The sequence below is a fragment of the Microbacterium sp. JZ37 genome (assembly GCF_035188445.1).
In the GTDB taxonomy this organism is placed as follows: Bacteria; Actinomycetota; Actinomycetes; order Actinomycetales; family Microbacteriaceae; genus Microbacterium; species Microbacterium barkeri.
Map to the genome: position 1 here is coordinate 1,796,883 of NZ_CP045253.1, position 25,435 is coordinate 1,822,317.

Annotated in this window: 30 protein-coding genes and 1 riboswitch; of the genes, 12 read left to right on the forward strand and 18 right to left on the reverse strand. The window is 71.1% G+C overall.

The genetic code is table 11. The annotated features are described in order from the left end of the window. The first annotated feature begins 121 nt into the window (after positions 1-121). Positions 122-1,693 (forward strand): HNH endonuclease signature motif containing protein, encoded by a 1,572-nt coding sequence (locus GC092_RS08200; RefSeq protein WP_324011279.1) that lies wholly within the window; start codon positions 122-124, stop codon positions 1,691-1,693. A gap of 52 nt (positions 1,694-1,745) precedes the next feature. On the opposite strand, the gene GC092_RS08205 is transcribed toward GC092_RS08200, so the two are convergent. Genes GC092_RS08205 through GC092_RS08220 form a run of 4 tightly spaced genes read right to left on the reverse strand, consistent with a single transcriptional unit; the run spans position 1,746 to position 3,619 of the window. Further along, a complete protein-coding gene (locus GC092_RS08205) occupies positions 1,746-2,828 on the reverse strand; it encodes a DNA polymerase IV (RefSeq protein ID WP_324011280.1) in 1,083 nt (360 codons plus the stop codon). Positions 2,829-2,859: 31 nt separating this feature from the next. Continuing rightward, positions 2,860-3,081: a GNAT family N-acetyltransferase gene (locus tag GC092_RS08210; RefSeq protein ID WP_324011282.1), complete on the reverse strand. Its 222-nt coding sequence runs from the start codon at positions 3,079-3,081 to the stop codon at positions 2,860-2,862. Between the two features lie 15 nt (positions 3,082-3,096). Then, positions 3,097-3,369, reverse strand: coding sequence for a GNAT family N-acetyltransferase (locus tag GC092_RS08215; RefSeq protein WP_324011283.1), 273 nt, complete (start codon positions 3,367-3,369; stop codon positions 3,097-3,099). A gap of 16 nt (positions 3,370-3,385) precedes the next feature. Beyond that, entirely contained in the window at positions 3,386-3,619 is a 234-nt protein-coding gene (locus GC092_RS08220; RefSeq protein ID WP_271171838.1) for a PLDc N-terminal domain-containing protein, read from the reverse strand. Positions 3,620-3,679: 60 nt separating this feature from the next. On the opposite strand from GC092_RS08220, the gene GC092_RS08225 reads away from it, so the two are divergent. After that, positions 3,680-4,201, forward strand: a complete 522-nt coding sequence (locus tag GC092_RS08225; protein WP_324011286.1) for an RES domain-containing protein — start codon at positions 3,680-3,682, stop codon at positions 4,199-4,201. A 27-nt stretch (positions 4,202-4,228) separates the two neighbouring features. Here the strand turns inward: GC092_RS08225 and GC092_RS08230 are convergent, their stop codons facing one another. Further along, positions 4,229-4,894 (reverse strand): HAD family hydrolase, encoded by a 666-nt coding sequence (locus GC092_RS08230; RefSeq protein WP_324011287.1) that lies wholly within the window; start codon positions 4,892-4,894, stop codon positions 4,229-4,231. A gap of 115 nt (positions 4,895-5,009) precedes the next feature. On the opposite strand from GC092_RS08230, the gene GC092_RS08235 reads away from it, so the two are divergent. Together GC092_RS08235 and GC092_RS08240 are read left to right on the forward strand one after the other, a co-directional pair. Further along, positions 5,010-5,762, forward strand: a complete 753-nt coding sequence (locus tag GC092_RS08235) for a class I SAM-dependent methyltransferase (RefSeq protein ID WP_324011289.1) — start codon at positions 5,010-5,012, stop codon at positions 5,760-5,762. Then, positions 5,759-6,514: a phosphotransferase gene (locus GC092_RS08240; RefSeq protein ID WP_324011290.1), complete on the forward strand. Its 756-nt coding sequence runs from the start codon at positions 5,759-5,761 to the stop codon at positions 6,512-6,514. The genes GC092_RS08235 and GC092_RS08240 overlap by 4 nt, the downstream gene beginning before the upstream one ends. A gap of 50 nt (positions 6,515-6,564) precedes the next feature. Here the strand turns inward: GC092_RS08240 and GC092_RS08245 are convergent, their stop codons facing one another. Next, the gene (locus GC092_RS08245; RefSeq protein ID WP_324011293.1) at positions 6,565-7,278 is read right to left on the reverse strand and encodes a transglycosylase family protein; all 714 of its coding nucleotides are present in this window, start codon (positions 7,276-7,278) and stop codon (positions 6,565-6,567) included. A gap of 232 nt (positions 7,279-7,510) precedes the next feature. Next, a complete protein-coding gene (locus GC092_RS08250; RefSeq protein ID WP_324011294.1) occupies positions 7,511-7,987 on the reverse strand; it encodes a GNAT family N-acetyltransferase in 477 nt (158 codons plus the stop codon). A gap of 62 nt (positions 7,988-8,049) precedes the next feature. Here GC092_RS08250 and GC092_RS08255 point away from each other — a divergent pair, with 62 nt between their 5' ends. Next, positions 8,050-8,517 carry an ASCH domain-containing protein gene (locus GC092_RS08255; protein ID WP_324011296.1) on the forward strand — a complete coding sequence of 156 codons (468 nt, stop codon included), beginning with the start codon at positions 8,050-8,052 and terminating at the stop codon, positions 8,515-8,517. A 3-nt stretch (positions 8,518-8,520) separates the two neighbouring features. On the opposite strand, the gene GC092_RS08260 is transcribed toward GC092_RS08255, so the two are convergent. Next, positions 8,521-9,096: a TetR/AcrR family transcriptional regulator gene (locus GC092_RS08260; RefSeq protein WP_324011297.1), complete on the reverse strand. Its 576-nt coding sequence runs from the start codon at positions 9,094-9,096 to the stop codon at positions 8,521-8,523. A gap of 73 nt (positions 9,097-9,169) precedes the next feature. On the opposite strand from GC092_RS08260, the gene GC092_RS08265 reads away from it, so the two are divergent. Continuing rightward, the gene (locus GC092_RS08265; protein ID WP_324011299.1) at positions 9,170-9,568 is read left to right on the forward strand and encodes a VOC family protein; all 399 of its coding nucleotides are present in this window, start codon (positions 9,170-9,172) and stop codon (positions 9,566-9,568) included. An 11-nt stretch (positions 9,569-9,579) separates the two neighbouring features. Here the strand turns inward: GC092_RS08265 and GC092_RS08270 are convergent, their stop codons facing one another. After that, positions 9,580-10,416 (reverse strand): phosphotransferase family protein, encoded by an 837-nt coding sequence (locus tag GC092_RS08270; protein ID WP_324011300.1) that lies wholly within the window; start codon positions 10,414-10,416, stop codon positions 9,580-9,582. A 162-nt stretch (positions 10,417-10,578) separates the two neighbouring features. Between GC092_RS08270 and GC092_RS08275 the strand changes: the two genes are divergently transcribed. Both GC092_RS08275 and GC092_RS08280 read left to right on the forward strand, forming a co-directional pair. Continuing rightward, the gene (locus GC092_RS08275; protein ID WP_324011301.1) at positions 10,579-11,142 is read left to right on the forward strand and encodes a dihydrofolate reductase family protein; all 564 of its coding nucleotides are present in this window, start codon (positions 10,579-10,581) and stop codon (positions 11,140-11,142) included. Positions 11,143-11,173: 31 nt separating this feature from the next. Beyond that, positions 11,174-12,085 (forward strand): hypothetical protein, encoded by a 912-nt coding sequence (locus tag GC092_RS08280; protein WP_324011302.1) that lies wholly within the window; start codon positions 11,174-11,176, stop codon positions 12,083-12,085. Between the two features lie 2 nt (positions 12,086-12,087). Here GC092_RS08280 and GC092_RS08285 read toward each other — a convergent pair whose 3' ends face one another. Together GC092_RS08285 and GC092_RS08290 are read right to left on the reverse strand one after the other, a co-directional pair. Then, positions 12,088-12,816 carry a formylglycine-generating enzyme family protein gene (locus GC092_RS08285; protein ID WP_324014879.1) on the reverse strand — a complete coding sequence of 243 codons (729 nt, stop codon included), beginning with the start codon at positions 12,814-12,816 and terminating at the stop codon, positions 12,088-12,090. Positions 12,817-12,856: 40 nt separating this feature from the next. Further along, positions 12,857-13,531 carry a GOLPH3/VPS74 family protein gene (locus GC092_RS08290; protein WP_324011303.1) on the reverse strand — a complete coding sequence of 225 codons (675 nt, stop codon included), beginning with the start codon at positions 13,529-13,531 and terminating at the stop codon, positions 12,857-12,859. A gap of 111 nt (positions 13,532-13,642) precedes the next feature. After that, a riboswitch (guanidine-III (ykkC-III) riboswitch) is annotated at positions 13,643-13,707 on the forward strand. Between the two features lie 10 nt (positions 13,708-13,717). On the opposite strand from GC092_RS08290, the gene GC092_RS08295 reads away from it, so the two are divergent. From GC092_RS08295 to GC092_RS08305, 3 genes are read left to right on the forward strand one after another with little or no spacing between them, the layout of a single operon-like run. Then, positions 13,718-14,032: a DMT family transporter gene (locus GC092_RS08295; RefSeq protein ID WP_271171826.1), complete on the forward strand. Its 315-nt coding sequence runs from the start codon at positions 13,718-13,720 to the stop codon at positions 14,030-14,032. 1 nt (position 14,033) lies between these two features. Further along, the gene (locus GC092_RS08300; protein WP_324011305.1) at positions 14,034-14,375 is read left to right on the forward strand and encodes a DMT family transporter; all 342 of its coding nucleotides are present in this window, start codon (positions 14,034-14,036) and stop codon (positions 14,373-14,375) included. Between the two features lie 10 nt (positions 14,376-14,385). Continuing rightward, a complete protein-coding gene (locus tag GC092_RS08305; protein WP_324011307.1) occupies positions 14,386-15,114 on the forward strand; it encodes an SDR family NAD(P)-dependent oxidoreductase in 729 nt (242 codons plus the stop codon). A gap of 3 nt (positions 15,115-15,117) precedes the next feature. Here the strand turns inward: GC092_RS08305 and GC092_RS08310 are convergent, their stop codons facing one another. The 4 genes from GC092_RS08310 to GC092_RS08325 are packed head-to-tail and all read right to left on the reverse strand — an operon-like array spanning position 15,118 to position 18,609. Then, the gene (locus GC092_RS08310; protein WP_324011309.1) at positions 15,118-15,405 is read right to left on the reverse strand and encodes a hypothetical protein; all 288 of its coding nucleotides are present in this window, start codon (positions 15,403-15,405) and stop codon (positions 15,118-15,120) included. Positions 15,406-15,424: 19 nt separating this feature from the next. Then, complete coding sequence (locus GC092_RS08315; RefSeq protein WP_324011310.1) at positions 15,425-16,447, reverse strand: LLM class flavin-dependent oxidoreductase; 1,023 nt, start codon at positions 16,445-16,447, stop codon at positions 15,425-15,427. A 47-nt stretch (positions 16,448-16,494) separates the two neighbouring features. Then, the gene (locus GC092_RS08320; RefSeq protein ID WP_271171821.1) at positions 16,495-17,250 is read right to left on the reverse strand and encodes an SGNH/GDSL hydrolase family protein; all 756 of its coding nucleotides are present in this window, start codon (positions 17,248-17,250) and stop codon (positions 16,495-16,497) included. Between the two features lie 9 nt (positions 17,251-17,259). Next, a complete protein-coding gene (locus GC092_RS08325; protein ID WP_324011312.1) occupies positions 17,260-18,609 on the reverse strand; it encodes an MFS transporter in 1,350 nt (449 codons plus the stop codon). Between the two features lie 122 nt (positions 18,610-18,731). On the opposite strand from GC092_RS08325, the gene GC092_RS08330 reads away from it, so the two are divergent. Then, positions 18,732-20,015 carry an MFS transporter gene (locus GC092_RS08330; protein ID WP_324014881.1) on the forward strand — a complete coding sequence of 428 codons (1,284 nt, stop codon included), beginning with the start codon at positions 18,732-18,734 and terminating at the stop codon, positions 20,013-20,015. Between the two features lie 3 nt (positions 20,016-20,018). Here the strand turns inward: GC092_RS08330 and GC092_RS08335 are convergent, their stop codons facing one another. From GC092_RS08335 to polA, 3 genes are read right to left on the reverse strand one after another with little or no spacing between them, the layout of a single operon-like run. Continuing rightward, positions 20,019-21,053, reverse strand: a complete 1,035-nt coding sequence (locus tag GC092_RS08335; RefSeq protein WP_324011314.1) for an LLM class flavin-dependent oxidoreductase — start codon at positions 21,051-21,053, stop codon at positions 20,019-20,021. A 54-nt stretch (positions 21,054-21,107) separates the two neighbouring features. Further along, a complete protein-coding gene (locus GC092_RS08340) occupies positions 21,108-22,781 on the reverse strand; it encodes a DUF885 domain-containing protein (RefSeq protein ID WP_324011317.1) in 1,674 nt (557 codons plus the stop codon). A 16-nt stretch (positions 22,782-22,797) separates the two neighbouring features. Further along, the gene (gene polA, locus GC092_RS08345; RefSeq protein ID WP_324011318.1) at positions 22,798-25,428 is read right to left on the reverse strand and encodes a DNA polymerase I; all 2,631 of its coding nucleotides are present in this window, start codon (positions 25,426-25,428) and stop codon (positions 22,798-22,800) included. Positions 25,429-25,435: the final 7 nt, after the last annotated feature.

Below are 25,435 nucleotides of genomic sequence, written 5' to 3' on the forward strand. Positions count from 1 at the left end.
CTCCCCCAGCGCTTGCGCTCGGTCACACCAAGGCAGAGTCGTTATTGTTCTGTGACCTTTTCCGTGGCCGTCGGGCTCGTAGGGGTCTTCGAATGTCGGTGGTGGGCGGGACACTGGTTTCATGAGCGATGGGGCTGTGTGGGGTGAAGGGGATGGTCCGTGCCCGACGGCTTCGGAGCGTGCGGCGGTGGAGTCGGCGATCGAGGCGATCCGGGCGGCGGACAGGGTGATCGCTCATGCGCAGGCGGCGCGTCAGATGGCGTTGGCGTCGGCGTCGCAGGTGGCGTGGGCGCAGCATGAGCGGCAGGTCGCGGCCGGGGGCTCGTCGCGGGCGTGGGCGCATCGGGCGATCGCGGAGGAGATCGCCGCGGCCACGCACACCCCGGGCCGGTCGGTGGAGCGGCAGATGAACGACGCGACGGTGCTCGTCTCCCGGTTCCCGGTCGTGCGGGACCGGCTCGCAGCGGGGACGGTGTCGCTCCCGCACGCGCGGGTGATCGTGCTGTGCGGGGACCGCATCGACGACCCTGCCGTGCGGGCGACGTATGAGGTGCGGGTGCTGGAGCGGCTGGACCGGGTGCCGATGACCGCGGCCGCGTTGGCGGAGGTGGCGCGGAAGATCGCGCAGGAACTGGACCCGGTCTCGATCAGCGACCGCCACAAGGCCGCCAGGCGGAGGCGGCGGGTGGGGTTCCGTCCCGGGGAGGACGCGATGGGCGCGTTCGACGCGGAGGTCGCGAACGTGCTCGGGGTCGGGATGATGGACCGCATCGACCAGATGGCGAAGACCGTCATCGCCGCCCGCGCCGCGGCCCGCCGGGCCGGCGACCCGGTCGCGCTCGCGGATGACCGCTCGCTGGATGAGATCCGGGCGGACATCTTCACCGACCTCACCCTCACCGGCACCCCCACCGGCCACGACCACCTCTACGGCGCCACCTTCCCCCAGACGCCCGACGCAGGGGCAGACGCGAAGACCGGCGATGTCGGACTCGGCGCCACCGCGGACGGCGCAGGCGCCGCGGCCGCGGACGCGAAGGGCGGGGATGTCGGACTCGGCGCGACGGGCGCCACGGCCGACGCCGGTGCCGGCGCGGGCGCCGCGCCCTGCACGGGCTCGGGCTCTGGCGCGGTTTCGGCGTTCGGCCCGGCCCCGAAGCCCGTCGGGCTCGGGGCGATCCGCGGGAGCGTGCACATCACCATCCCCGCCACGGCGCTCGCCGACCCCACCCACAGAACCGAAGGCGCCACCCTCGCCGGGGCAGGCCCGATCCCGATCATCGACGCCAAGGAGATCGCCGCGGACGCGACGATCTGGAACCGGGCGTTCACCGACGCGCACACCGGGGTGCTCCTCACCGTGGATCAGAGGTTCCCCACGATGGCGCAGCGGCGGTTCCTGAAGGCGCGGGATGAGCGGTGCCGGTTCCCCGGATGCCGGCAGGCCATCCGCAAGCACTACGTCGACGTCGACCACACCCACCCCCACTCCCGCGGCGGCCCCACAAACGTGGCCAACCTCGAGTACCTCTGTGAGACACATCACATGCTCGAGCAGATGACCGAATGGACCGTCACCCAGGGCCCCGGCGGCGTGCTCGAATGGACGTCCCCGAACGGGCGCGTCTACACCGACACCCCACCACCCGTCGCCCGCTTCACCCCACCCGACGACGAACCACCACCCTTCTGACCGCGGGCCGAGAGGCCGACTCCGGGGGCAGGTTCGTGTGTGCCGGGACGGGTCAGATGCGACCGCGGACGGGAGTCCGCTCGACGGGGTCGCCTCCCTCGGGCATGACCATCTCAGCGCGCACGCCGAGAAGGCGCACCTCGCGCTCGTGGTCCAGCGTCTCACCGAGCGCAACCGCCGCGGCGACGACGACGTCGCGATCCAGCGTCGGCTCTGCCAGCTTCCGGCCGAACGTCTTCGTGATGAATGGCGCGTAGCGCACCTTCAGGTTCACACGGGTCACGGCGCGCCCTTCGGCCTCGCAGTCGGCGAACGCCTCGGCCGCGAGCTCGCGCAACGCCGACTCCACCTCGTCCGGCGTGGTCAGGTTGTGCTGATATGTCGTCTCCCGGCTGTGGCTGCGCGCGATCCAGGGCGTGTCATCGACCACCGCTGGACCGAGCCCCGACCCGAGCTCGTGATACCAGACGCCCATCTTCGGGCCGAACTCCGTCACGAGCTCCTGACGATCCGCATCGGCGAGCTGACGCACCGTCTCGATGCCGTGATCGGCGAGGCGCTTCTGCACCTTCGGTCCGACGCCCCAGAGGTCCCGGGTGGGCTTCTCCCCCATCACCTCGAACCAGTTCTCGGCCGTGAGCCGGAACATCCCGCGCGGTTTCCCGAACTCCGTTGCGATCTTCGCGCGCACCTTGTTGTCGCCGATACCTACCGAGCAGTGCAGCGATGTCGCCTCGAACACCGCAGCCTGTGCCTCTCGAGCGACCCTCTCGGGGTCATCGCTCGTGACCCCGAGGAAGCACTCGTCCCATCCGATCACCTCGAGCACCACACCCGGAAGGCCGCGAAGGGTGCTCATCACCTCCTCCGACGCCGCTTCATAGGCAGCGTGGTCGACGGGGAGGAAGACGGCGTCCTCGGGCGCCTTTCGCGCCGCGATCTTGAGCGGCATCCCCGACCCGATCCCGAATTTCCGTGCCTCGTACGAGGCCGTCGAGACGACGGCGCGCTCAGTCGGGTCGCCCCGCCCGCCGACGATGACCGGCTTTCCGGCGAGCTCCGGACGTCGCAGCACCTCGACCGCGGCGATGAACTGGTCCATGTCGACGTGCAGCACCCAGGGAACCGGAGTCATGGAACGAGTGTGTCGCGCCGCGACGAGGATGTCACCCCGTTGCGTCCCGCGACGCGCGGCGCATCCGCGCCTCGACGATCCCAGGAACGGCATCATCGGCCTGTTCCTGGCCATCGAACTCGAACCCGTTCTTGCGGTAGAACGCGATGGCTCGCGGGTTCTCCTTCGCCACCCACAGAACACACGCATCGTGGCCGACCGCGGCGTCGAAGAGCGCCTGCCCGATCCCTGCTCCGTGCCATCGAGAGCGCACGTAGAGCGTGTACAGCTAGCGTGAAGAGGAGTCGGTCCCGCTCTCGCTGCCCGGTCCGGCGGAGACGAAGCCGACGAGCTCATCCCCCAACGCGGCGGTGAGCACCGTCCATTCGGGTCGCGGGTTGGCGAGGATGCGCTCCCACATCGTCTGACGCATCTCCAGGTGCGCGTCACCGAAGAAGTCGCTTGGAAGCAGATGCCCGTACGTCTCGCGCCACGTGAGCACATGCAGTCGCGCGAGCACGGGAGCGTCGGCAGGCAGCGGACGCCGGATCAGCATCTCCATGGCGTCATCATGACAGTCAGCGCTGAAGCATGTGCCGTCGTCGTCCCACGACGAACCACGCGATGGCTCCGAACACAGGCACGATGACGACGAGCGCACCCCACAGGAGATCCCCGTAGCCAGGGGCTCGTCGCCGCATCCGCGCGATCGACACCAGTGCGAGGATGGCCAGAACCACGGCGGCCGCGACGCATGAGGACCACGCGATGTCGGTCCAGGCCGGGATCAGCGGGTTCAGTTGTGGATCCACCTGGCCGAGCGTAGCAATGGGCGCAGCCGTACCAGTACCGGCCGATGGGATCATCAGGGCATGGGCGAGACCAGCGTTCTCATTGACGTACGCGGCATCTTCTACCGCGCGATCGACCGACGATTCCGGGCTGCCGCGCTGGCCGGCTCTCGCGCTCCCGGTCGCTACTCACGATCCCACCAGCCGACGCTCTACCTCAGCGCTACCCGCGAAGGCGTCGAGGCCGCCATGATCGCGCACCGTGGCGCGCGGGCTGCACAACTCGACATCGTGGCCGTGGAGGTCACCGCTTCCCGCATCGCCGATCTCCGCGACACCTCTGCGATGGAATCACTCGGCATCGATCCGTCTGACGCGACAGCCCCATGGCAGGAGAAGGTCGAAGTCGGCGAGACGCCGCCGTCGTGGCACGTTCGAGACCGCCTCGTATCCGCCGGAGCGCAGGGACTCATCGACCCTTCACGAAAGCGACCGCCCCTCTGGCACCTGGTTCTCTTCCGCTGGAATGTGCCAGACGGCCCGTCTGTTCAGCCCCTCGGTGCGGAGGACGGCTTCGATGGCGGAGGCGCTTCGCGCTCCTGAAGCGCTGCCTGACCCGTCCGTCATTCCTCAGGTGAACTCGAGCTCGGCGAGACTCGTCACCCTCCGGCACTGGGACGTCGGCCGCGAGTTCTCACGATCGAGGTACACCGGGAACACCCCCGCGCCTCGTGCCCCGCAGACGTCGGCGTCCCAGTTGTCCCCCACCATCCACGCGTCACGAGCGTCGACGTCGATCGCCCCGAGCGCCGCATGGAACGCCCGCGGGTCAGGCTTGCCGGCCGGAAGCTCGCTGCTGAACACGGCGGCATCGATGGCCTCGGCGAGCCCGAACCGCTCGAGCTTCCGCATCTGCTGGGCCGCCTGGCCGTTCGACAGCACGACGATCCGCAATGAGGCCGCACGCGCTCTCTGCAGAGCGGGAAGGGCGTCCGCGTACCGCTGCCAGCCCGCCTCATACCGCTCGAGGTAGGTCGAGAACAGCTCGGACGCCTCGGCATCGGTCAGCTCCATCCCGAGGAACTCCCGGACGCGCTCGCGCCGCTGATCCTCGAACCCGATCTCACGCAGCTGGTACCGCCGGTAATGGCGCTCGGCGATGAGGTGCCACCGCTCCGCCACGTCTGCGGCGGTGTCTCCCTGCTCCGTCGCCCAGGCGCGTGCGGCCGCGTCCTGCGCCGACCGCGTGTCGAGGAGCGTGCCGTCGAGGTCGAAGATCACGCCGCGCAAGGTCATCGCGGCGCCAGCCCCTCGAGCGCGCGTCCCACCCGGTCGTCTCGCCCGTCGCCCATGCCCCGAGCCTATGCGGCGCACTCCCCCGCGCCGTGCATCCGCACCTAGCATGAGGAGCATGCAGCCGGAGCTCGCACGCACTTTCCTCGACATGGGCGCCGAATACGAGCGCTACCGCCCCGGGTTCCCGGACGACGCGGTCGCCGTGTTCGCCCCGGAGCGTCTCGGCGACGTCCTCGATCTGGGCGCGGGGACAGGAAAGCTCACCCGCAAGCTCGTCCCGCTGGCCGATCGCGTCGTCGCCGTCGACCCCTCGGAGCCGATGCTCGACCAGCTGCGCATGATCCTGCCTGCCGTCGACGTCCGCGTCGGCACCGCCGAGGACATCCCCGCGCCCGATCGGAGTCAGGACCTCGTGACGGTCGCACAGGCGTTCCACTGGTTCGATGAGTCGCTCGCGTGCGCCGAGATCGCGCGCGTCCTCCGGCCGGGCGGTGCGCTGGCCCTCCTGTGGAACACCTACGACCCCGAGTGCGCATGGGATCGCGCCTGTGCCCGGGTCCTGCATCCGGGATGGACCGAGCAGATCTCCGAGCGGACCCTCCCGCCCGCGATGTCGCCCCTCCCCGGTTTCCTCCCCGTGACGTCCGCCTGGATCCCGTGGAGCGAGCGCATCACGCGAGACGACTACCTCGCCCGATGGATGACAGTCAGCACGGCACGCGCGGCCGATGAGGACACGCGCGCCGACATGCTCTCCCGCCTCGAGGAGATCCTCGACCACGACCCGGGCACGCGCGGTCGAACGGACCTCGACCTGCACCAGGGCACTGAGGTGTACGTCTACCGGCACGACACCGGGATCGCATGACAGAGTGCACGGAGGTGCCGCTCACAGGCGGCAACGCAGCCGGCGACGTCGTCCGCGTCGGAGACACGGTGCGCAAGCCCTGGACGCGGAACTCCGCACGCATCGCGACATTCCTCTCCGGGCTCCGCGCGCAGGGTGTCGACGCGCCCCGGCCGCTCCCGCGCGACGACCAGGGGCGGATGGTCCTGGAGTACATCGGAGGCACGACCGCGCTCGAAGGCGATCCGCTCACGCTCTCCGAGCTGGCTCGAGTCGGTCGCATGGTTCGCGAGATCCACGACGCGAGCGCGACCATCCCGATGGATGGCACGCACGACTGGGATGTGCTCATCCCGGCAGCGGACGCGGATCTCCTCTGCCACAACGACCTCGCTCCCTGGAATCTCGTCATCGGCGAGCGATGGGTCTTCATCGACTGGGACGGCGCGGGCCCGAGCACGCGCCTGTGGGACCTCGCGTACTCGGCTCAGGCCTTCACGCTCAACGACGCCGCGCAGCCGCCGCTCGAGGCGGCCGCCTGCCTCCGCGCCTTCGTCGACGGGTACGGCGCCGACGCCGATCTGCGCGACGCGCTGCCCCAGGCGATGGCCGCTCGCGCTGCGGCCATGCACCGCCTCCTCGCCGAGGCGCACGCGGACGGGCGCGAGCCGTGGGCGACGATGCATGTCGAGGGTCACGGCCGGCATTGGCGAACCGTGACGTCCTTCGTCGAGGAGCACGTGGACATCTGGACGCGCGCGCTCGCCGTCTGAGCACGCCGGAGGCGCGCGGCCGTCGGGCCGCGCGCCTCCGATAGGTCACCTCACTGCGCAGGCAGCACGAGCTCCTGGTCGACCTCGATGAGGTCCGGGTTCGAGAGGATGTCCTGGTTGACCGCGAAGATGCCGAGCCAGCCGCTCTCGATGCCGTTCGCCTCCGCGATCTCGAAGAGCGTGTCGCCGGCCTGAACCGTGTAGGTCTCGTCCGACGGCTCGACGTCCGGGAGGTCATACGTCGGCTCGGCGGGAGCGGCCGCTGCCGGCTCCTCCGCCGGCGCAGCAGTCTCGGCGGGGGCGGACTCCTCCGCCGGTGCCGAGTTCTCGGCCGGCGCGGTGTTCTCGGCCGGTGCCGCGGGCGCCGACTGCTCCGAGCCGCTCGTGTCGGCGCCGCCGGTCGCGCCGATCTGCGCCGAGCAGGTGGGCCAGGCGCCCCAGCCCTGCGTTGCGAGCACGTTCTCGGCGACCCGGATCTGCTCCTCGCGCGACGCAGCGGCCGGGTTGCCCGTGCCGCCGTTCGCCTGCCACGTCTCCATCGAGAACTGCAGGCCGCCGTAGTATCCGTTGCCGGTGTCGATCGCCCAGTTGCCGCCGGACTCGCACTGCGCGAGGGCGTCCCACGTGGCGCCGTCGGCCGCATTCGCGGCCGTCGGGATGAACGTCGCCGCCGCTGCCGCAGCGGCGACTCCCGCGACAGCGAAGCCACCCCGCAGGCGTCGGGTCGTGCGGGCGACGGGTCGGGTATTCCTGTTCGGGTGCACTCTGAACTCCGCAGCCCCGTCTCGCTGCGCGCACCTCGCGTGCAGCGACCGCCCGACCGGTGAATCTGTCGATTTCAGGGAACGAAGGACTCTCGGGGCGGACTCGACGGCCATCCTTCGCGGTTCAAGGTGGCCACCTTAGGCAGAGATCACGAACAGATAACAAACCGATCCAGCGTCTTGCCAGCGGGTTCTTGAGTTCCGTTCGAGTCGCGACCCTCCTCCGTCCCGGTCAGCCCAGCCGCTTTCGGAGGAAGACCTGGGCCGTCCCGTCGCCCTCCTCGATCCGCTCCGTCTCGCGGTATCCCTGCCGCTCGTAGAGCCGGATGTTCGCCTCGCTCAGCGAGCCCGTGAAGAGCTCCGCTTCACGAGCGCCGGCCGACGCTCCCCTGGCTTCGACGGCGTCGAGCAGCCGCGACCCGATCCCATGTCCCTGCATGTCGGGCGCGATCGCGATCCGTCCGATGAGCAGGAGCTCGCCGTCGATCCGCGCGCGGAGCGCCCCGACCATCCGCCCGCCGTCCAGCGCGACGCAGCCGAGATTCTCCCGCAGCTCCCAGCGCACCTCGTCGAGGGTCTGGGTGAGCGGCGGCATGTCTGCGCTTCCGTAGATCTGCGCCTCCGAGACGAATGCCGCGCGCTGCAGGGTCATCACCTCTCCCGCGTCCTCTTCGCGGATCTCACGGATGTCCAGGTCGAGTTCGCCCATGCCCGTCACGCTATCGCGCGGGCGCGGAAGGACGGCGCGCCGACGGCGGATAGGGTCGGAGGATGAGCGCAGTGCCGACCGTCGAGGAGTTCTGGGAGCGGGCGAGAGGGGCGGTCGCGGATCTCCCCGCTGCTCCCACCGAGAGCTGGGCGTTCGGCGCGACGCCGGAGCACGCCGACGGCCTGCTCGCTCTCGTGCTGGCCGGCGTGAAGACGGGCACCGCCTCCGCGCTCTGGGACTACGAGGCGACCGGAGACCGCCTGCCGCAGGCGGGCGACCTCAGTGTCATCCTGGCCGGCTCGGGGGCACCGCGCGCGGTCATCCGGACCACGAGCGTGCGCGTCGTGCCCTTCGACGAGGTGGACGCGGAGCACGCGCACGCCGAAGGCGAGGGCGACCGCACCCTCGCCGCATGGCGCGCGATCCACGAGAGATTCTGGTCCGAGCACGGAGAGAGCGGCCGCCCCTTCTCGCCCGACATGCCGGTGCTGTGCGAGCGCTTCGAGCTCGTGTTCGCCGCCGACGACTGAGCCTCACACGACGGCCGCGAGCAGGCGCGCGAGTGCGACGTGGGCCTGCCGTCGGATCGCGGCGCCGCCACCGTTCTCCACGATCCACAGCGCCGCCTCGTTCATCGCACCGGAGAGCTGGCGCGCCAGCGCCTCGGCCTCCTGGCCGCGCAGCCCGCAGGCACGCAGGGCGTCGAGAAGGTGCACACCCGACGCCGCGTCGTCCTGCGCGCGCCACTGGCTCCATCCCATCGCGGCCGGCGCCTCGACGAGAAGCACCCGCGCAGCCTCACCCTCGGTGATCGCGTCGACGAAGGCGTGACTGCCGGCGACGAGCTGGGCGCGGGGGTCCTCCCCCGCGGCTTCGGCCGCCGTGATGACGGCGGCCGCGACGTCCTCCTGCAGCCGCGCCGCGGCCGCGTCGAACAGCCCGCGCTTCGAGGCGAAGTGGTGGTAGACCGCGCCGCGCGTCACGTCGGCGGAGCGGGCGATGTCGTCCACGGATGCGTCGGCGAACCCGTGCGCCGCGAAAGCCCGGGTCGCGACGGCGAGGATCCGCCGGGCGGTGGCGGCCGCGTCTGCGGCGGATGATCTCGGCATGGCCCTTCCTTTACGTACGTGGCGTATGTATTCTAGCCGCACAATACATACACACTGTACGTAAAGGAACATCATGACCGTGACGAGCTTCTATCCCGTGCTGATGACCACCGACGTCGCGACGACGAGCGCGTTCTACCGGCGCGTCCTCGGCTTCGAGGCGACGTTCGAGGCCGACTGGTACGTCAGCCTCCGCCGCGGTGACGCAGAGCTCGCGATCCTCGATCACGCGCATGAGACGATCCCGCGTGGCTTCGGTCGTCCTCCCGCGGGCGTGATCCTGAACCTCGAGGTCACGGATGTCGACGCCGTGATGGCCGAGATGCCGTCCGACGTCCACGTGGTGCTCCCCCTGCGCGACGAGGCGTTCGGCCAGCGGCACGCCATCCTCGAGGGTCCGGACGGCGTGCTCATCGACGTCATCCAGCCGATCGAGCCCTCACCGGAGTTCGCACAGGCGTACGCGGTCTGAGCGCTGTGCCGTCAACTCCAACGACGCGCAAGCCAAGCGAGCGCGGCGCGCGCTTCCCGCGCCTGAAACGAGCGGATCGTCGGCATGCCTGGCGGTGCCGGCTGACGCGCCTTGTCGAGGAACGCCCCGGCGAGACCTGCGAGCACCGCGTCGATGTCATCCGGAGCGACGTCGGCGAACAGCGGGTGGGAGCGCACGACCCCGTCGACATCGACATCGTGACGGTGCATCAGCACGTCGAGCAGGTAGGTGACGCCATCGAGCCATCCCGCACCGATGGTGGTCCAGGGCCAGTCCACGATCCACACGCCACCTGCGCCGTCGATGAGCACGTTGTCGGTGCGCAGGTCCAGGTGCACGATCTGCGCTCCATCGACGGCGGCGGACAGGCGCGCCGACGCTCCCTGAAGCTCATCCAGGTGTGCCCGGGTCCAGGCGTCTATGCCCTCGAGCGCGTCGGCGTCGATCAGACGATCCCATCCGCCCTGCTCAGCCACGAGCTCGCTCGAGGTCCTCGGCAGGTCGCCTGCGAGCTGGGCCGAAGGCTCCGGAAGATCGACAAGGGCGCCGAGAACGCGATGGAGATCCTCTGACCTCGGGTGGGCTCCCTCGACATCCTCGAGCAGGAGCGCGATCCATCCGCCGTCCTCGACCGCAGCCGAAAGGCGGGGCGCGGGCGTCGCAGGCGGCAGCATTCGCATGATCTCCGCCTCACGGGCGTGCAGCGCATGACCGACGGCGTTCACGTCGCGATCGATCGCCTTGACGAACTGTCGCCGCCCATCGGCGAGGAGCACTCTGTCCGCGCTCCCGGGCGAGAAACCCGAGGCCTGGCTCGACGCGGCCACGACCGAGGCGCCTGCAGCCTCCTCGATCGCCCGGCGCAGTGAAGCCGGAAGTCTCTCCCAGGCGATTCGCGAGGTCATGCCCCGACCGTAGCCGATGCTGAGCGCCCGGCCGATGTCGGAGGTGGGCGGCAGGATAGGTCGACATCGACGCCGGGAGGACACATGACCAAGCTCGTCTACTACACAGCGACCACGCTCGACGGATTCCTCGCGGATCCGGACGACTCGCTGGACTGGCTGCTCCGGCAGCCGCTCGACAAGGGCGGGGCCAACGACTACGACGCCTTCATCGAGGGGATCGGCGCGATCGTCATGGGCTCGACGACCTACGAGTGGGTCGTGCGGCACCACCCCGGGCAATGGCTCTACACGATGCCCGCGTGGGTGATGACCTCGCGCACGCTCGCGCTGCCCGAGGTCGACGCCGCCGACATCCGATTCCGCTCCGGCGGCGTCCGCGCGGTCTACGAGGAGATGGTCGACGCGGCGGAAGGGAAGGACCTGTGGGTCGTCGGCGGCGGCGATCTCGTCGGGCAGTTCGCCGACGAGGGTCTGCTCGACGAGATCATCTCGTCGATCGCTCCGGTGACGCTCGGCGCGGGGCGGCCGCTCCTCCCCCGCCGATACGACCTCGAGCTGCTCGACGTCGCCCGCAACGGCGGCTTCATCATGGCGCGCCATCGCTTCGTCGGGCCCCTCCAGGAGGACCGAGAGCAGCAGCACTGAGACGGACACGTCGTGTGGGACACTCCCGAGTATGACCACCTTCGCTCGAGAACTCGCGGTCGCCGTCGTCGCCACCAGCGCGGTCCTGTTCGGCGGATGCGCCACCGCGCCCACCGCTCCGGTGACCTCGGAGACGCCGACGGCGACCCGACCTTCCGGGCTGCTGACGACGCGCGGTGCGGTCACGGTCATCGATCGCGGCGACGGAGCCCACCTCTGCCTCGGCGGCGTCGCCGAGTCACTGCCCCCGCAGTGCGCGGGTGTGCCGCTGCTCGAGTGGGACTGGAGCGCGCTCGACGGTGAATACGAGGAGCAGGGCGGCGTGCGGTGGGGCGACTTCGCCGTCACCGGCTCGTATGACGCCGATGCCGGGCAGTTCACGCCGGTCGAGGTCGTCCCGGCCGCGGAGATTCCCCAGCCGCCGGATTCTCCCTCGGACGAGCCCATCGGGACACCGTGCGCGGAGCCGGATGGCGGATGGCGGGTCGTCGACGAGTCGCGCGTCTCTCTCGACGACTTCCACGCCGCCACCGCGCACGCTTCCACGGTCGAGGGGTATGCGGCGACCTGGGTGGACATGTCCCGCAACCCGGCAGCGGGCGCGGATCCCCTGGATCCCGCGGTCGAGGCGCAGTTGAGCGACCCGCGTCATACGATCCTCAACGTCGCCGTCGCGGGCGATCCGGCTGCCGCAGAGGCGTCCATCCGGGCCCTGTGGGGCGGGATGCTGTGCGTCACGCGTGCCGAGCGCACGGAGGCCGAGCTCGTGGCGCTCCTCCAGGAGATCATCGACGGCCCCGGCGTTCTCGGCGGTGGTGTCGACGGGATCGCAGGCACGGTCGGCATCACCGTCGTCCACGACGACGGCAGCCTCCAGGAGGTGCTCGACGATCGCCACGGCGAGGGGCTGGTCATCGTGAGCTCCGCCCTCGTCCCCGCCTGACGTCAGCGACGCGGCGTCCAGCCGGATGGGAGGGGCCCATCCGCGAGGGCCCGTTCGCGGTCGGCCGCGGCCGACCATCCCTGGGCAGCGTCCTCGCCGTCGTACGCGCCGCGTGCCAGGCGGAAGCCCACATCCTCGTGGTGCATGCGCGGGGCGCCGCCGCGCCGCACCGAGGCGCGCACGCTCCACGCGTCGTCGGCGAATCCGCCGCCGCGGAACACGCGGCAGTCGTCGTACCGCGCGGGGTCGAGCAGGTCCCAGCACCACTCCCAGACGTTGCCGAGCGTGTCGAACAGCCCGTTCAGGTTCGGCATCTTGCCGCCGACCTCCTGCGGGGCGGTCACCCCGTCCGCGGCGGTCCACGCGACGTCCGAGAGCTCGCCGTAGTGCGGGCCCTTCGAGCCGGCACGGCACGCGAACTCCCACTCGGCCTCCGTCGGCAGGCGATAGCCGTCGGCGCCGACGTCCCAGTGCACCTCTTCCCCGTCGAACGTGTAGACGGGGTTGAGGCCCTCCCACTCGGATGCCGCGTTGCAGAAGCGGACGGCGCGCTGCCAGCTCACGTCCACAGCAGGCCGTCGCGGATGCGTCGCCGTCACGCCGAGGAGCTCGGCGAGCTGCTCCTCGGTCACGGGATAGACCCCGATCCCGAACGGCTGGAGCGCGACCGTGCGGCGCTCCTTCCGGCGCGCATCGTGCAGGGTGACGGTGCCGGGCGCGATCGACGCCATCTCGAAGTCGACGGAGCTCACTCCCCCATTGTCGCCGCGTTCAGCTCGCGGCGCTCGCCCCGGCGATCATCGCGGGCATGATCGCCGCCGTCATGATCGCCGCGTTCATCGCCTGCACCGCCCGCTCGACTGCCGTGCCCGCCGGCGACGACTCCACGATCTCCCCGATGCGCGCCTTGAGCGCCCGCGGGCGCCGCCCGCCCGCCTCGCCGGCGAGCACGTGCCGGGCCACGTCGAGCCCCTGGAGGATGGCGAGGATGGTCGTGTCCGCGACCCCGGGGTCCGCCGCGCCGTCGAGGACGGCCGCGAGCCGCGCCCGCAGGCTCGCCTCCGGCGCGCCGTCCCGTTCCGGCGTGCGCGGCTTGCCGAGCCCCCAGAAGGTGCGCTCGCCGACCTCGAGCACCCCGGCCTGCACGAGAGACGCGACCACCTCCCGCTCGGGATCGAGCTTCGACCAGGTGATGACCGACTCCAGCCGCGCGCCGTCCTTCGCCCGCAGGCGGATCATGGCCTCGTCGAGCACGGGATGGCCGGTGGGCGCGTCCGAGAGCACGCGGATCCGAGGCTTCTTCTCGTCCGTGAGGCTCACCCGCCCCGCGAGCACGAGATCCGTGATGAGCGCGGCCGCCTCTCCGTAGGCGCGCATCGTGCCCGGGCGCTCCTGGGTGCCGGCGGCGTTCGTGAGCAGCAGGTGGAGTTCCTCGACGATCAGCATGCTCCGACGCTACGTCTCGCCCTGTCGGCGGACATCCCTCTTCCGACGGATCTGCCGCCGCGGAGCATCCGCTGCCCAGCGGATGCTCGGACGCCGTCGATATCCTCGTTCGCGGGGCCGGCACCCGGCCCGCGGACGAGGGAGCCGTACCCGCACCACGACAAGACGGACTCAGAAGGGCCGAGAATGGCTTGGGTCATCCTCATCCTCTCGGGCGTCCTGGAGGCCGTATGGGCCTCGGCGCTCGCCGCATCGAAGGGCTTCCGGAGATGGAAGCCCACAGTCCTGTTCTTCGCGACCATGCTGCTCAGCCTCTGCGGCCTCGCGTGGGCGATGAACGAGCTGCCCACCGGCACCGCGTACGCGGTCTGGGTCGGCGTGGGCGCGACGCTGACGGTCGTCTGGGCGATCGTGACGAAGCAGGAAAAGGCGAGTGCCGCGCGCATCGCCCTCCTCGTGCTGCTCGTTGCCTGCATCGCGGGCCTCAAGGCGGTGAGCTGACATGGCGTGGCTCATCCTCATCGCGAGCGGCCTCCTCGAGGCCGTGTGGGCGACGGCGCTCGGCCTCTCCGAGGGCTTCACACAGCCGCTCCCGACTCTCGTCTTCGCCCTCTCCGCCGTCCTCAGCATGGTCGGCCTCGGCTGGGCCGTGAAGCGCATCCCGATCGGCACCGCCTACGCGGTCTGGACCGGCATCGGGGCGGCCCTCACCGTCGTGTGGGCCATGGCCACCGGGGTCGAGCCGGTGTCGCTGTGGAAGGTCGTCTTCCTCGCGGGCATCATCCTCGCGGTCGTGGGCCTCAAGCTCGTCCCGGATGGCCGTCCCGAACCCGCCGACGACTAACGTGAGAGGCGTGTCACGCCCTCTCACCCTGATCACCGGAGGCACGCGCGGGATCGGCGCCGCGATCGCGCGACGCCTCGCATCCGACGGCCACGATCTCGTCCTCGGCTTCACGCGGGACGAGGGCGCCGCTGCGCGCACGCGCGCCGAGATGGAGGATCTCGGCGCGCGGTGCCGCGTGGTGCGGGCCGACGTGACCACCGACACCGGCATCGAGACGCTGTTCGCGGCCGCCGATCCCGCGCGCCTCACCGGCGTCGTCAACAACGCGGGCGCGACGCTCCACATCGGCCCTCTCGTCGACACCCCGGTCGACGTCATCCGGACGGTCATCGACCTCAACCTCACCGCGGCGGTCCTCGTCGCGCGCCGCGCAGTGTCCCAGCTGCCCGACGGCGGCGTCCTCGTGAACATCTCGTCCGGGGCGGCGACGACCGGCTCGCCCGGCGAGTACGTCCACTACGCCGCCGCGAAGGCAGGCGTCGACGCCCTCACGAAGGGTCTCGCGATCGAGGCCGCCGCGCGAGGGATCCGCGTCATCGGCGTCGCGCCCGGAACGATCGAGACCGACATCCACGCCGATGCGGGCGACCCCGGGCGCCCGGCGCGCGTCGCGGCCGCGCATCCCCTGGGGCGCGCCGGCCGGCCCGAGGAGGTCGCCGGAGTCGTCGCCTTCGCCCTCTCCCCCGACGCGTCCTACGCGGCCGGCGCGACCATCCGCGTCACCGGCGGGCGCTGATTCTCAGCCGTCGAGCCCGCGATGCCCGGCCCAGAGGCGTGCCGCCTCGCCGGCCGCGGCATCGATGAGCGCGTCGATCTCGGCATCGCGCCGGACCGCGAAGGACACGTACGCCCCGCGGCCGCCGGCCGTGGGCCGACCGTATGCCTTCGCGGCGAGCGAGCCGTCCGGCAGCAGCCGCACCGTGATGCTCTGCAGCTCGAACTCCTCGCCGCGCCGTTCGTCGCGCCAGCGCAGATGGTCGGGGATCGACACGTTGAAGGCGAGCGCATTGACCTCGGGACTCGTCATGATCCGAGACTACGGCCGCTCAGCGCCAGCCGAGGCCCGGAGCGACGTGACGGAGGATCGACTCGATCGCGTGCGCGTTGTACTCGACGCCGAGCTGGTTGGGCACCGTCAGGAGCAGCGTGTCGGCCTCGGCGATCGCCTCATCCCCCGCGAGCTCCTCGATCAGCTCGTCGGGCTCGCCCGCATACGAGCGCCCGAAGACCGAGCGCGTGCTGTCGATGTAGCCGAACTGGTCGTCGCGCTCGCCGCTGCCCAGGAAGTAGCGGCGATCTCGGTCGTCGACGATCGCGAAGATCGACCGTGAGACCGAGACGCGCGGCTCGAACCCGTGATCGTGACGCGCCCACTCCTCGCGGAACGCCCGGATCTGCGCGGCCTGCTGCACGTGGAAGGGCTCGCCGCTCTCGTCGTCCTTGAGCGTCGAGCTCATGAGGTTCATGCCGTGCTGGGCCGCCCACGCCGCCGTCGCATTCGAGCCCGCACCCCACCAGATCCGCTGCCGGAGTCCCTCCGAGTGCGGCTCGAGCCGGAGCAGCCCCGGCGGGTTCGGGAACATCGGGCGCGGGTTCGGCTCGGCGAAGCCCTGGCCCTCGAGCAGCGTGAGCAGGAGCTCGGTCTTCTGGCGGGCGGCCTGCGCCCCCGACGGGTCGTCCTCGGCCGCCTGGTAGCCGAAGTACCGCCATCCGTCGACCACCTGCTCGGGTGACCCGCGCGAGATGCCGAGCTGCAATCGGCCGCCCGAGATGAGGTCGGCGGCTCCGGCGTCCTCGACCATGTACATCGGGTTCTCGTACCGCATGTCGATCACGCCCGTGCCGAGCTCGATGCGGCTCGTCTTCGCGCCCGCGGCGGCGAGCAGCGGGAAGGGCGACGCGAGCTGCCGCGCGAAGTGGTGGACGCGGAAGTACGCGCCGTCGGCGCCGAGGTCCTCGGCCGCCTGTGCGAGCTCGATGGACTGCAGCAGCACGTCGGCCGCGCTGCGCGTCGCCGACTCGGGGTGCGGCGTCCAATGGCCGAAGGAGAGGAATCCGATGCGCTTCACGTCACCATGCAACCACGGGTGCTGCGCGTTTTATTCCATTGAATAGGTCAGGTCGCGGGGGCGATCGTCGTCCAGCTCGCGTACTTCGCCTGACGTCCGTCTCCCGACGAGCGGCGCGTCAAGCGGCGCTTCACCCACGGGAGAACGTGCTCGCGGTAGTACCGCGTGCGCTCGAGGTGCACGACGCCCTCGTGTGGGAGATCCCACCAGGTCTCGGGCGCGTCCGCGCCGAGCGCCGTGAGGACGCGCGCCGCGACACGGTGATGCCCGCGCACGTTCATGTGCAGCCGGTCGGCAGACCAGAACTCGGGCCGCGACAGCACGCGATCGGGCCAGTTGAGTGCCTGGATGACGTCGCCCCGCCCCTCGATCCGGCGGAGCACCGCCGCCGACAGCTCGTCGCCGCGTCGCTGGATGAGGCCCGACAGCGGCAGCCCGGCCGACGGATTCGCCCCCGACAGCAGGATGAGGCGCACGCCCTCCTCGTCGCAGCGCGCGAGCACGCGCGAGAAGGCGTCCGCGATGCTCTCGATCGCGACGCCCGGGCGCAGCATGTCGTTGCCGCCCCCGTTGAACGACAGGTGCGTGGGGCGCAGGGCGAGCGCCGGCTCGAGCTGCTCCTCGACGATCGGCCAGGCGAGCCTCCCGCGGATGGCCAGGTTCGCGTACTCGATCGGCTCGCCGAGGCTGTCGGCCCATCCCTGGGCGGCGATGTCGGCCCACCCGCGCGGGCGGCCATCCGGCAGCTCGTCTCCCACGCCCTCTGTGAACGAGTCGCCGATGGCGACGTAGCGGATCGTCATCCCCCCAGGCTATCGAGCGTCCGCGAGCGTGGCCTCGAGCACCTCCCCGCGCTTGTCGGCGAGCGGGATGGTCCCGAGCGCCGCGATCGCGAAGAACGCCGAGAACACCGTGAACACGAGGCCCGCGCCGCCGACGGTCAGCGCCCACGGAGTGAACAGCGGGGCGATGATGGATGCGATCCGCCCGGCGCCGGCCGCCCATCCCGCGCCCGTCGCCCGCACGCTCGTCGGGTAGAGCTCGGGGGTCACCGCGTAGAGCGCACCCCACGCGCCGAGGTTGAAGAACGACAGCAGCGAGCCGTAGAGGAGGATCTGCCACAGCTCGCCCGACGTGCCGTAGAGGATGGCCGCGACCGCGGATCCGACGAGGAACGTCGAGAGCGTGATGCGGCGCCCCCAGACCTCGATGAGCCAGGCGGCGACCGCGTAGCCGGGCAGCTGCGCGAGGGTGATGAGCAGCGTGAACTCGAACGAGCGGACGAGGTCGTAGCCCTGCTGCACGAGGATCGTCGGGATCCAGATGAACGCCCCGTAGTAGGAGAAGTTCACGCAGAACCACACGAGCCAGATCGCGCTCGTGCGCACGCGGAGCGCGGGCGACCACAGCGCGCCGACGGCCGATGCCCCCTGAAGCGGGGCCGCGGCGTACGGGGTCGGCTTCGGCGCGGGAGCGGCGCTCGGAGCGGGCCGCCGCGACGCGGCCTCGAAACGCCGCACGATCGCATCGGCCTCGGCGTGCCGCCCCTTCGACTCGAGCCAGCGCGGGGACTCCGGCATCCCCCAGCGGATGACGAGCGCGTACGCCGCCGGGACGGCGCCGAGCAGGAACGCCCACCGCCATCCGTCGTCGGAGGCCCCGACGACGAACGTCCCGATGAGCGCCGCGAGCGTCCAGCCGACGGCCCAGAACGCCTCGAGCACGACCACGAGGCGCCCCCGGATGCGCGCGGGCGCGAACTCGGCGACGTACGTCGACGCGACGGGCAGCTCGGACCCGAGTCCGAGCCCCACGAAGAACCGCAGCACGATGAGCATCGCGACGCCGCCGACGAGCGCGCTGGCCCCGGTCGCGACGCCGTAGACGAGCAGGGTGAGCGCGAAGACCTGACGGCGCCCCAGCTTGTCGGCGAGCAGGCCCCCGAGGCTCGCGCCCACGGCCATCCCGACGAAGCCGACCGAGGTGATGAGCCCCGCCTCCGCGCCCGTGATCCCCCACTGCGCCGTGAGCGCGGCGATGATGAACGAGATGAGGCCGACGTCCATCGCGTCGAGCGCCCACCCGATGCCGGATCCCGTGAGGAGCCGCGCATGCTGCCGGTTGAACGGGAGGTCATCCAGACGCGCAGAGGGGTTCGCCATGCCTCCAGGTTAGTGTCACCTCGACATGAAGCGCGCGCGGCCAGGAGTAGCCTGAGAGGACGACTTCCCCAACACCCGGAGGACATGTGAGAGCCCGCATCGCGCCCCCGTCAGCCGCGTGGATGTGGACGATCTGGATCGTCGCGGTCCTCGCGTATGTGCTCTCGGTCGCGAACCGCACCTCGCTGTCCGCCGTCGGCGTCGATGCCGCCGAGCACTTCAGCGCCGACGCGTCGACGCTGTCGATGTTCGCGGTGCTGCAACTCGGCGTCTACGGCCTCATGCAGATCCCGATCGGCCTCTGGCTCGACCGGTTCGGCGCGCGCCCGATCATGGCGATCGGGATGGCCGTGATGGCGGCCGGTCAGCTCATCATGGCGGTCTCCCCCAACGTGGGCGTCGCGATCTTCGCGCGCATGCTGCTGGGGGCCGGAGACGCCGCGATCTTCCCGAGCGCGCTCCGTCTCGTCGCGACGTGGTTCCCCGCCCAGCGCAACCCGATCATGGTGCAGCTCACGGGCATCGTCGGGCAGATGGGCCAGCTCGTGGCCATCCTCCCCCTCGCCGCGCTCCTGCATGCCACGTCGTGGTCGATCGCGTTCGGGAGCCTCGCCGGCCTCGCCGTGCTCTTCACGATCCTCATCGTGGCGCTCGTGCGGAACCACCCGCCCGAGCGCGAGGCCGATGTGTCCGTGGACACCGAGACGGGCGCGATCCGGGTCGTCACGAGCGCGATCGACACGCGCGTCGGCCTCCGCGCCGCCTGGGCGAACCCGGGCACGCGCCTGGCCTTCTGGTCGCACTTCACGACCCCGTTCGCGGGCACGGCGTTCGTCATGCTGTGGGGCTTCCCGTTCCTCACCTCGGGCGAGGGGCTCTCGGCCGCTCAGGCGTCGACGGTGCAGAGCGTCTTCGTGCTCATGGGCATCGTGTTCGGGCCGCTCATCGGCATCCTGTCCTCGCGCAACCCCACGCGCCGCTCGCACCTCCTCGTCCTGCCGATCGTCGCCATCCAGCTCATCGCATGGATCGCCGTGCTCGCGTGGCCCGGACCCGCCCCGTTCGCGGTGCTCCTCCTGCTCGCCGTCGCGCTCGCGCTCGGCGGCCCGGCTTCGATGATCGCGTTCGACCACGCGCGGACCTTCAACCCCTCGCACCAGCTGAGCACCGCGACGGGCATCACGAACGTCGGAGGCTTCCTCGCCGGCCTCCTCGCGATCCTGTTCATCGGCGTCGCCCTCGACCTGCAGGGCGCGAGCGACCCCTCGGCCTACTCGCTCGAGGCGTTCCGGATCGCGTTCCTCACGCAGATCCCGATCTGGCTCGTGGGCGCGGCGTTCATCATCCGCGAGCGCAAGCGCACGCGGATCCGGATGGGTCTGGACAAGCCGCGCGGGGAGCGCTGAGGATCAGCCCGCCTCGGCCAGCAGCTCGCGCACGCGCGGGAGCACGCGGGTGCCGTAGAGCTCGATGCTCTTCATCATGAGCTCGTGAGGCATCGTGCCGGTGGCGTACTTCAGGTCGAAGCGCTGCACGCCCAGCGCGCGCACGGTGTCGGCGATCTTGCGGGCGACGGTCTCCGGCGACCCCGCGTACACGGCGCCTTCGGGCCCGACCTCGTGCTGGAACCGCATGCGGCTGTACGGCGGCCACCCGCGCTCGGCGCCGATCGTGTCGTGCATCGCCTGGAAGCCCGGGTACGCCTCCTCCCACGCCTGCTCGTCGGTCTCCGCGACATGCCCCGGGGAGTGCACGGCGACGGGCAGGTCGGGCTTCTCGAACGACGTGAGCGAACGGCGGTAGAGGTCGACGAACGGCGCGAACCGGCGCGGCGCACCGCCGATGATGGCGAGCATGAGCCGCGCGCCGTGCCGGGCCGCCCGCACGACCGACTCGGGCGACCCGCCCACGCCGACCCACAGCGGCATGCCGTGCTCGGTCTTGGGGAAGACGTCCGCGCTCTCGAGCGCGGGGCGCATCGTGCCGGTCCAGGTGACCGGCTCCTCGCGCAGCAGCCGGACGAGGAGGTCGAGCTTCTCCTCGAAGAGCGCCTCGTAGTCGCGCAGGTCGTAGCCGAACAGCGGGAACGACTCGACGAACGAGCCGCGACCCGCGACGACCTCCGCCCGGCCGTTCGAGAGCGCGTCGAGCGTCGCGAACCGCTCGAACACCCGGACCGGGTCGTCGCTCGAGAGCACCGTGACGGCGCTGCCGATCCGGATCCGGGTCGTGGTCGCCGCGATCGCGGCGAGGACCGTCTCAGGACTCGAGACCGCGAAGTCGCGCCGGTGGTGCTCGCCCACGCCGAAGAAGTGCAGCCCGACCTCGTCGGCGAGCTGCGCCTGCGCGACGACGTTGCGGATGGTCTGGGCGTGGGAGATCAGCTCGCCGTCGGCGCCGCGCGTGACGTCGCCGAAGGTGTCGAGCCCGAGTTCGATGTCCATGTCGGATCCTCTCTATTCATCCGCATGAACCGCGCGGACCGCGGCCGCATTCCCTCAGGCGAGCAGCGCGGTCCTGAGCGTGTCGAGGCCCACGCCGCCCATGTCGAGCGCGCGCCGGTGGAACTCCTTGATCGAGAACGCGTCGCCGCGCTGTGCGGCGTAGGCGTCGCGCACCTGCTCCCAGATGCGCTGGCCGACCTTGTACGCGGGCGCCTGGCCGGGCCAGCCGAGGTACCGGTTCACCTCGAACCGCACGAACTCGTCGGACATGTTGACGTTCTCGCGCAGGAACCCGAGCGCGAAATCGGCGTCCCACGTGCCCTCGCCGTCGGGGCGCGGCTTGCCGAGGTGCACGCCGATGTCGAGCACGACCCGCGCCGCGCGCATGCGCTGGCCATCGAGCATCCCGAGGCGGTCAGCCGGATCGTCGAGGTAGCCCAGCTGCTCCATGAGCCGCTCGGCGTACAGCGCCCACCCCTCCGCGTGGCCCGAGGTGCCTGCCAGCAGTCGCCGCCAGCTGTTGAGCTCGGCGCGGTTGTGCACGGCCTGCCCGATCTGCAGGTGATGCCCCGGGACACCCTCGTGGTACACGGTCGTCAGCTCGCGCCACGTGTCGAACTCGGTGACGCCCTCCGGCACGGACCACCACATGCGCCCGGGCCGCGAGAAGTCGTCCGTCGGGCCCGTGTAGTAGATGCCGCCCTCCTGCGTGGGGGCGATCATGCACTCCAGCCGTCGGACGGGCTCGGGGATGTCGAAGTGCGAGCGGCCGAGCTCCGCGACCGCGCGATCGCTCGTCTCCTGCATCCACGCCCGCAGCGCCTCGGTCCCCACGAGCTTCCGCGACGGGTCGGCCTCGAGGAACGCGACGGCCTCCGCGACGCTCGCTCCCGGCACGATCTCGCGCGCGATCGACTCCTGCTCGGCGACCATGCGGGCGAGCTCCTCGATGCCCCACTCGTACGTCTCGTCGAGGTCGATCGTCGCGCCCAGGAAGCGGCGCGAGTTGAGGGCGTAGAGCTCGCGCCCCACGGCGTCGTCCTCGCCGGCCGCTCCGGCGAGCTCCGCGGTCAGGAACCGCTCGAGGCGATCGTAGGCCTCGCGTGCCGCGCGCGAGCCCCGCTCCAGGTCGGACGCGAGCGCGCCCGGCAGCTCGGCGCCGTCGGCCGGAGCGTCGGATGCGAGGCCCGCGAAGAACCCGTCGGCGGCCGTGTAGCGCGGGATCTGCGCTGCCACCTCGCGCACCTGCCGCACGGCGGGCACCACGCCCTGCGCGATGCCCTCGCGCAGCGTCGCGATGTACCCGTCGACAGCCGCGGGCACGGCGCTCAGGCGCCGCGCGATGACGGCCCACTCGTCGGCCGTGCCGGTCGGCATGAGGTCGTAGACCTGGCGGATGTCCTGGGGCGCGCTCGCGATGACATTGAGGTCGCGCAGGTGCCACCGCGCCTCGTGCAGCTCGAGGCCGAGTCGGAGCTCGCTCGAGAGGTCTGCCCGGGTGACTCGGTCGACGTCGTCGACGGGCTCGGCGGCTTCGAGGGCCGCGAGGGCCGAGCGAGCCGCTTCGGCGTGACGCTCCACGCCCTCGGGGCTGAAGTCGTCGTAGCGGTCGTTCGCCTCGTCGCGCCCGATGTACGTCGCGAGGATGGGCGACAGCTCGACGAGCGTGTCGACCCAGCCCTCCGCGATGCGGTCGATCTCGGTCTGCGGGCGCGCGTCGGGCGTCATGGCGTTCTCCTCCATGTCAGTGGGCTGCCTGGTTCCAGTCGGCGCCGAGGCCGATCTGCACGTCGAGCGGGACGGTGAGCTCGGCGGCTCCCGCCATCCGCTCGCGCACGATGCGCTCGACCTCGTCGCGCTCGCCCGGCGCCACCTCGACGACGATCTCATCGTGGATCTGCAGGAGCAGCCGCGAGCGGAGACCGAGGAGGTCCTGGTGCACGCGGAAGAGCGCGATCTTCATGATGTCGGCAGCGGAGCCCTGGATGGGGGCGTTGAGCGCGGCGCGCTCGGCGTTCTCCCGCAGCACGCGGTTCGGGCTCGTCAGGTCGGGGAACGGGCGACGACGGCCGAAGATCGTCTCGGTGTAGCCGTCGACCCGGGCCTTCTCGACCGACGAGCGGAGGTAGTCGCGGACCGCGCCGAACCGGGCGAAGTACTCGAGCATGAGGGTCTTCGCCTCGGACTGCTCGATGCGCAGCTGCTTGGACAGGCCGAATGCCGAGAGGCCGTACACGAGGCCGTACGACATCGCCTTGACCTTCGTGCGCATCTCGCTCGTGACCTCCTCGGGCGCGACCCCGAAGACGCGCGCGCCGACGAACCGGTGCAGGTCCTCCCCCGCGTTGAACGCCTCGATGAGCCCGGGGTCGCCCGAGAGGTGCGCCATGATGCGCATCTCGATCTGCGAGTAGTCGGCCGTCAGCAGCGTGTCGAAGCCCTCGCCGACCTCGAAGGCCGAGCGGATGCGGCGCGACTCCTCGGTGCGCACCGGGATGTTCTGCAGGTTCGGGTCGGTGCTCGACAGGCGGCCGGTCTGCGACCCGGTCTGCACGTAGGTCGTGTGGACGCGGTGGTCGTCGCCGATCGCGAGGTCGAGTCCGTCGATGATCTGCTTGAGCTTCGTCGCCTCGCGGTGCGCGAGCAGGAGGCCGAGGAACGGGTGGTCGGCCTTCTCCTGCAGCTCCGCGAGCGCGCCGGCGTCGGTCGTGTACCCCGTCTTCGTCTTGCGGGTCTTCGGCAGGTCGAGCTCGACGAACAGCACCTCTTGCAGCTGCTTGGGCGACCCGAGATTCACCTCGTGCCCGATCGTGGCGTAGGCGTCCTGCGCGAGCTGCTGCGCGCGGGCGCCCAGCTCGCTCGAGAACGCCGACAGCTTCTCGTGCGAGACGGCCACCCCCGCGAGCTCCATGTCGGCGAGGGCGAGGAGGGTCGGCAGCTCGATGTCGGTGAGCACGGGGACGACCGACTCGGGCAGCGCCGCCCGCAGGGCCTGCGCCACGCGCACGGTGAACCACGAGCGCTGGCCGGGCGTCGCCCCCTCGTTCTCGGGCACGAGCTGCGAGGGGTCGGCTTCCGGCAGCTTCTCCTGCAGGTACGTGTCGACGAGGTTCGCGAGCGTCTTGTCGGGGAAGCTCGGCCTCAGGAGCCATCCGCCCAGCAGCACGTCGAAGGCCAGCCCCGCCACGTCGAGCCCCGCGCGCCGCAGCGCCTTGACCTGCGGCTTCGCATCGGCGAGCACCTTCGGGGCGTCGGACGCGAGCCAGGGCGCGAGCGCGTCGCGCACCTCGTCGCTCCACTCGGCCTCGACGATCGAGGCCTCGGTCGCGAGGCCCACGCGCACGGGAAGGCCGCCCGCGATCACGAGCGTGACGCCGACCTCGCCGTCGGCCGCCGCGTCGACCCACGCGGCGAGCTCGGCCGCGGGGATCTCGGTCGGCGCGGGCACCTCGACAGCGGGCTCCGCCTCGGCGCTATCGGCCGGGGCGCCCGCGACCTGCAGCACGCGGCTCATGAGCGCGCGGAACTCGAGCCGCGCGAACACGTCGCGCAGGGCCTGCGCGTCGATACCGTCGCGCTTCAAGTCGTCGAGCTCGACGGGCAGCTCGACGTCGCGCAGCAGGCGGTTGAGGCGCCGGTTGCGGCGCACGTCCTCGATGTGCTCGCGCAGATTGCCGCCGACGACGCCCTTGATCGAGTCGGCTCCCTCGAGCAGCGCGTCGAGCGAGCCGAACTGCGTGAGCCACTTGACCGCCGTCTTCTCGCCCACCTTGGGCACGCCGGGCAGGTTGTCGCTCGTCTCGCCGACGAGCGCCGCGATGTCGGGGTACATCTCGGGCGGCAGGCCGTACTTCTCGACGACCGCCGCGGGGTCGTATCGCTTGAGCTTCGACACGCCCTGCACCGAGGGGTACAGCAGGGTGATGTCGTCGTTCACGAGCTGGATGGTGTCGCGGTCTCCCGAGCAGACGAGCACGTTCCAGCCCGCCTCGGCGCCGCGCGTCGCGAGCGTCGCGAGGATGTCGTCCGCCTCGTAGTCGGGCTTCTCGAGGACGGTCACGTTCATGGCCCGCAGGCACTCCTGCAGGAGCGGGATCTGGCCCTTGAACTCGGCGGGCGTGTCGGCGCGCGTGCCCTTGTACTCCGCGTACTCCCGCGTGCGGAACGACTCGCGGGACACGTCGAAGGCGACCGCGACGTGGGTCGGGTCCTCGTCGCGCAGGAGGTTGATGAACATCGACAGGAAGCCGTGGATGGCGTTCGTGTGCTGACCGTCGGATGTGGAGAAGTTCTCGACCGGGAGGGCGAAGAACGCCCGGAAGGCGAGCGAATGGCCGTCGACGACGAGCAGAGTAGGCTTCGTGGAGTCCGTCACCCGTCCA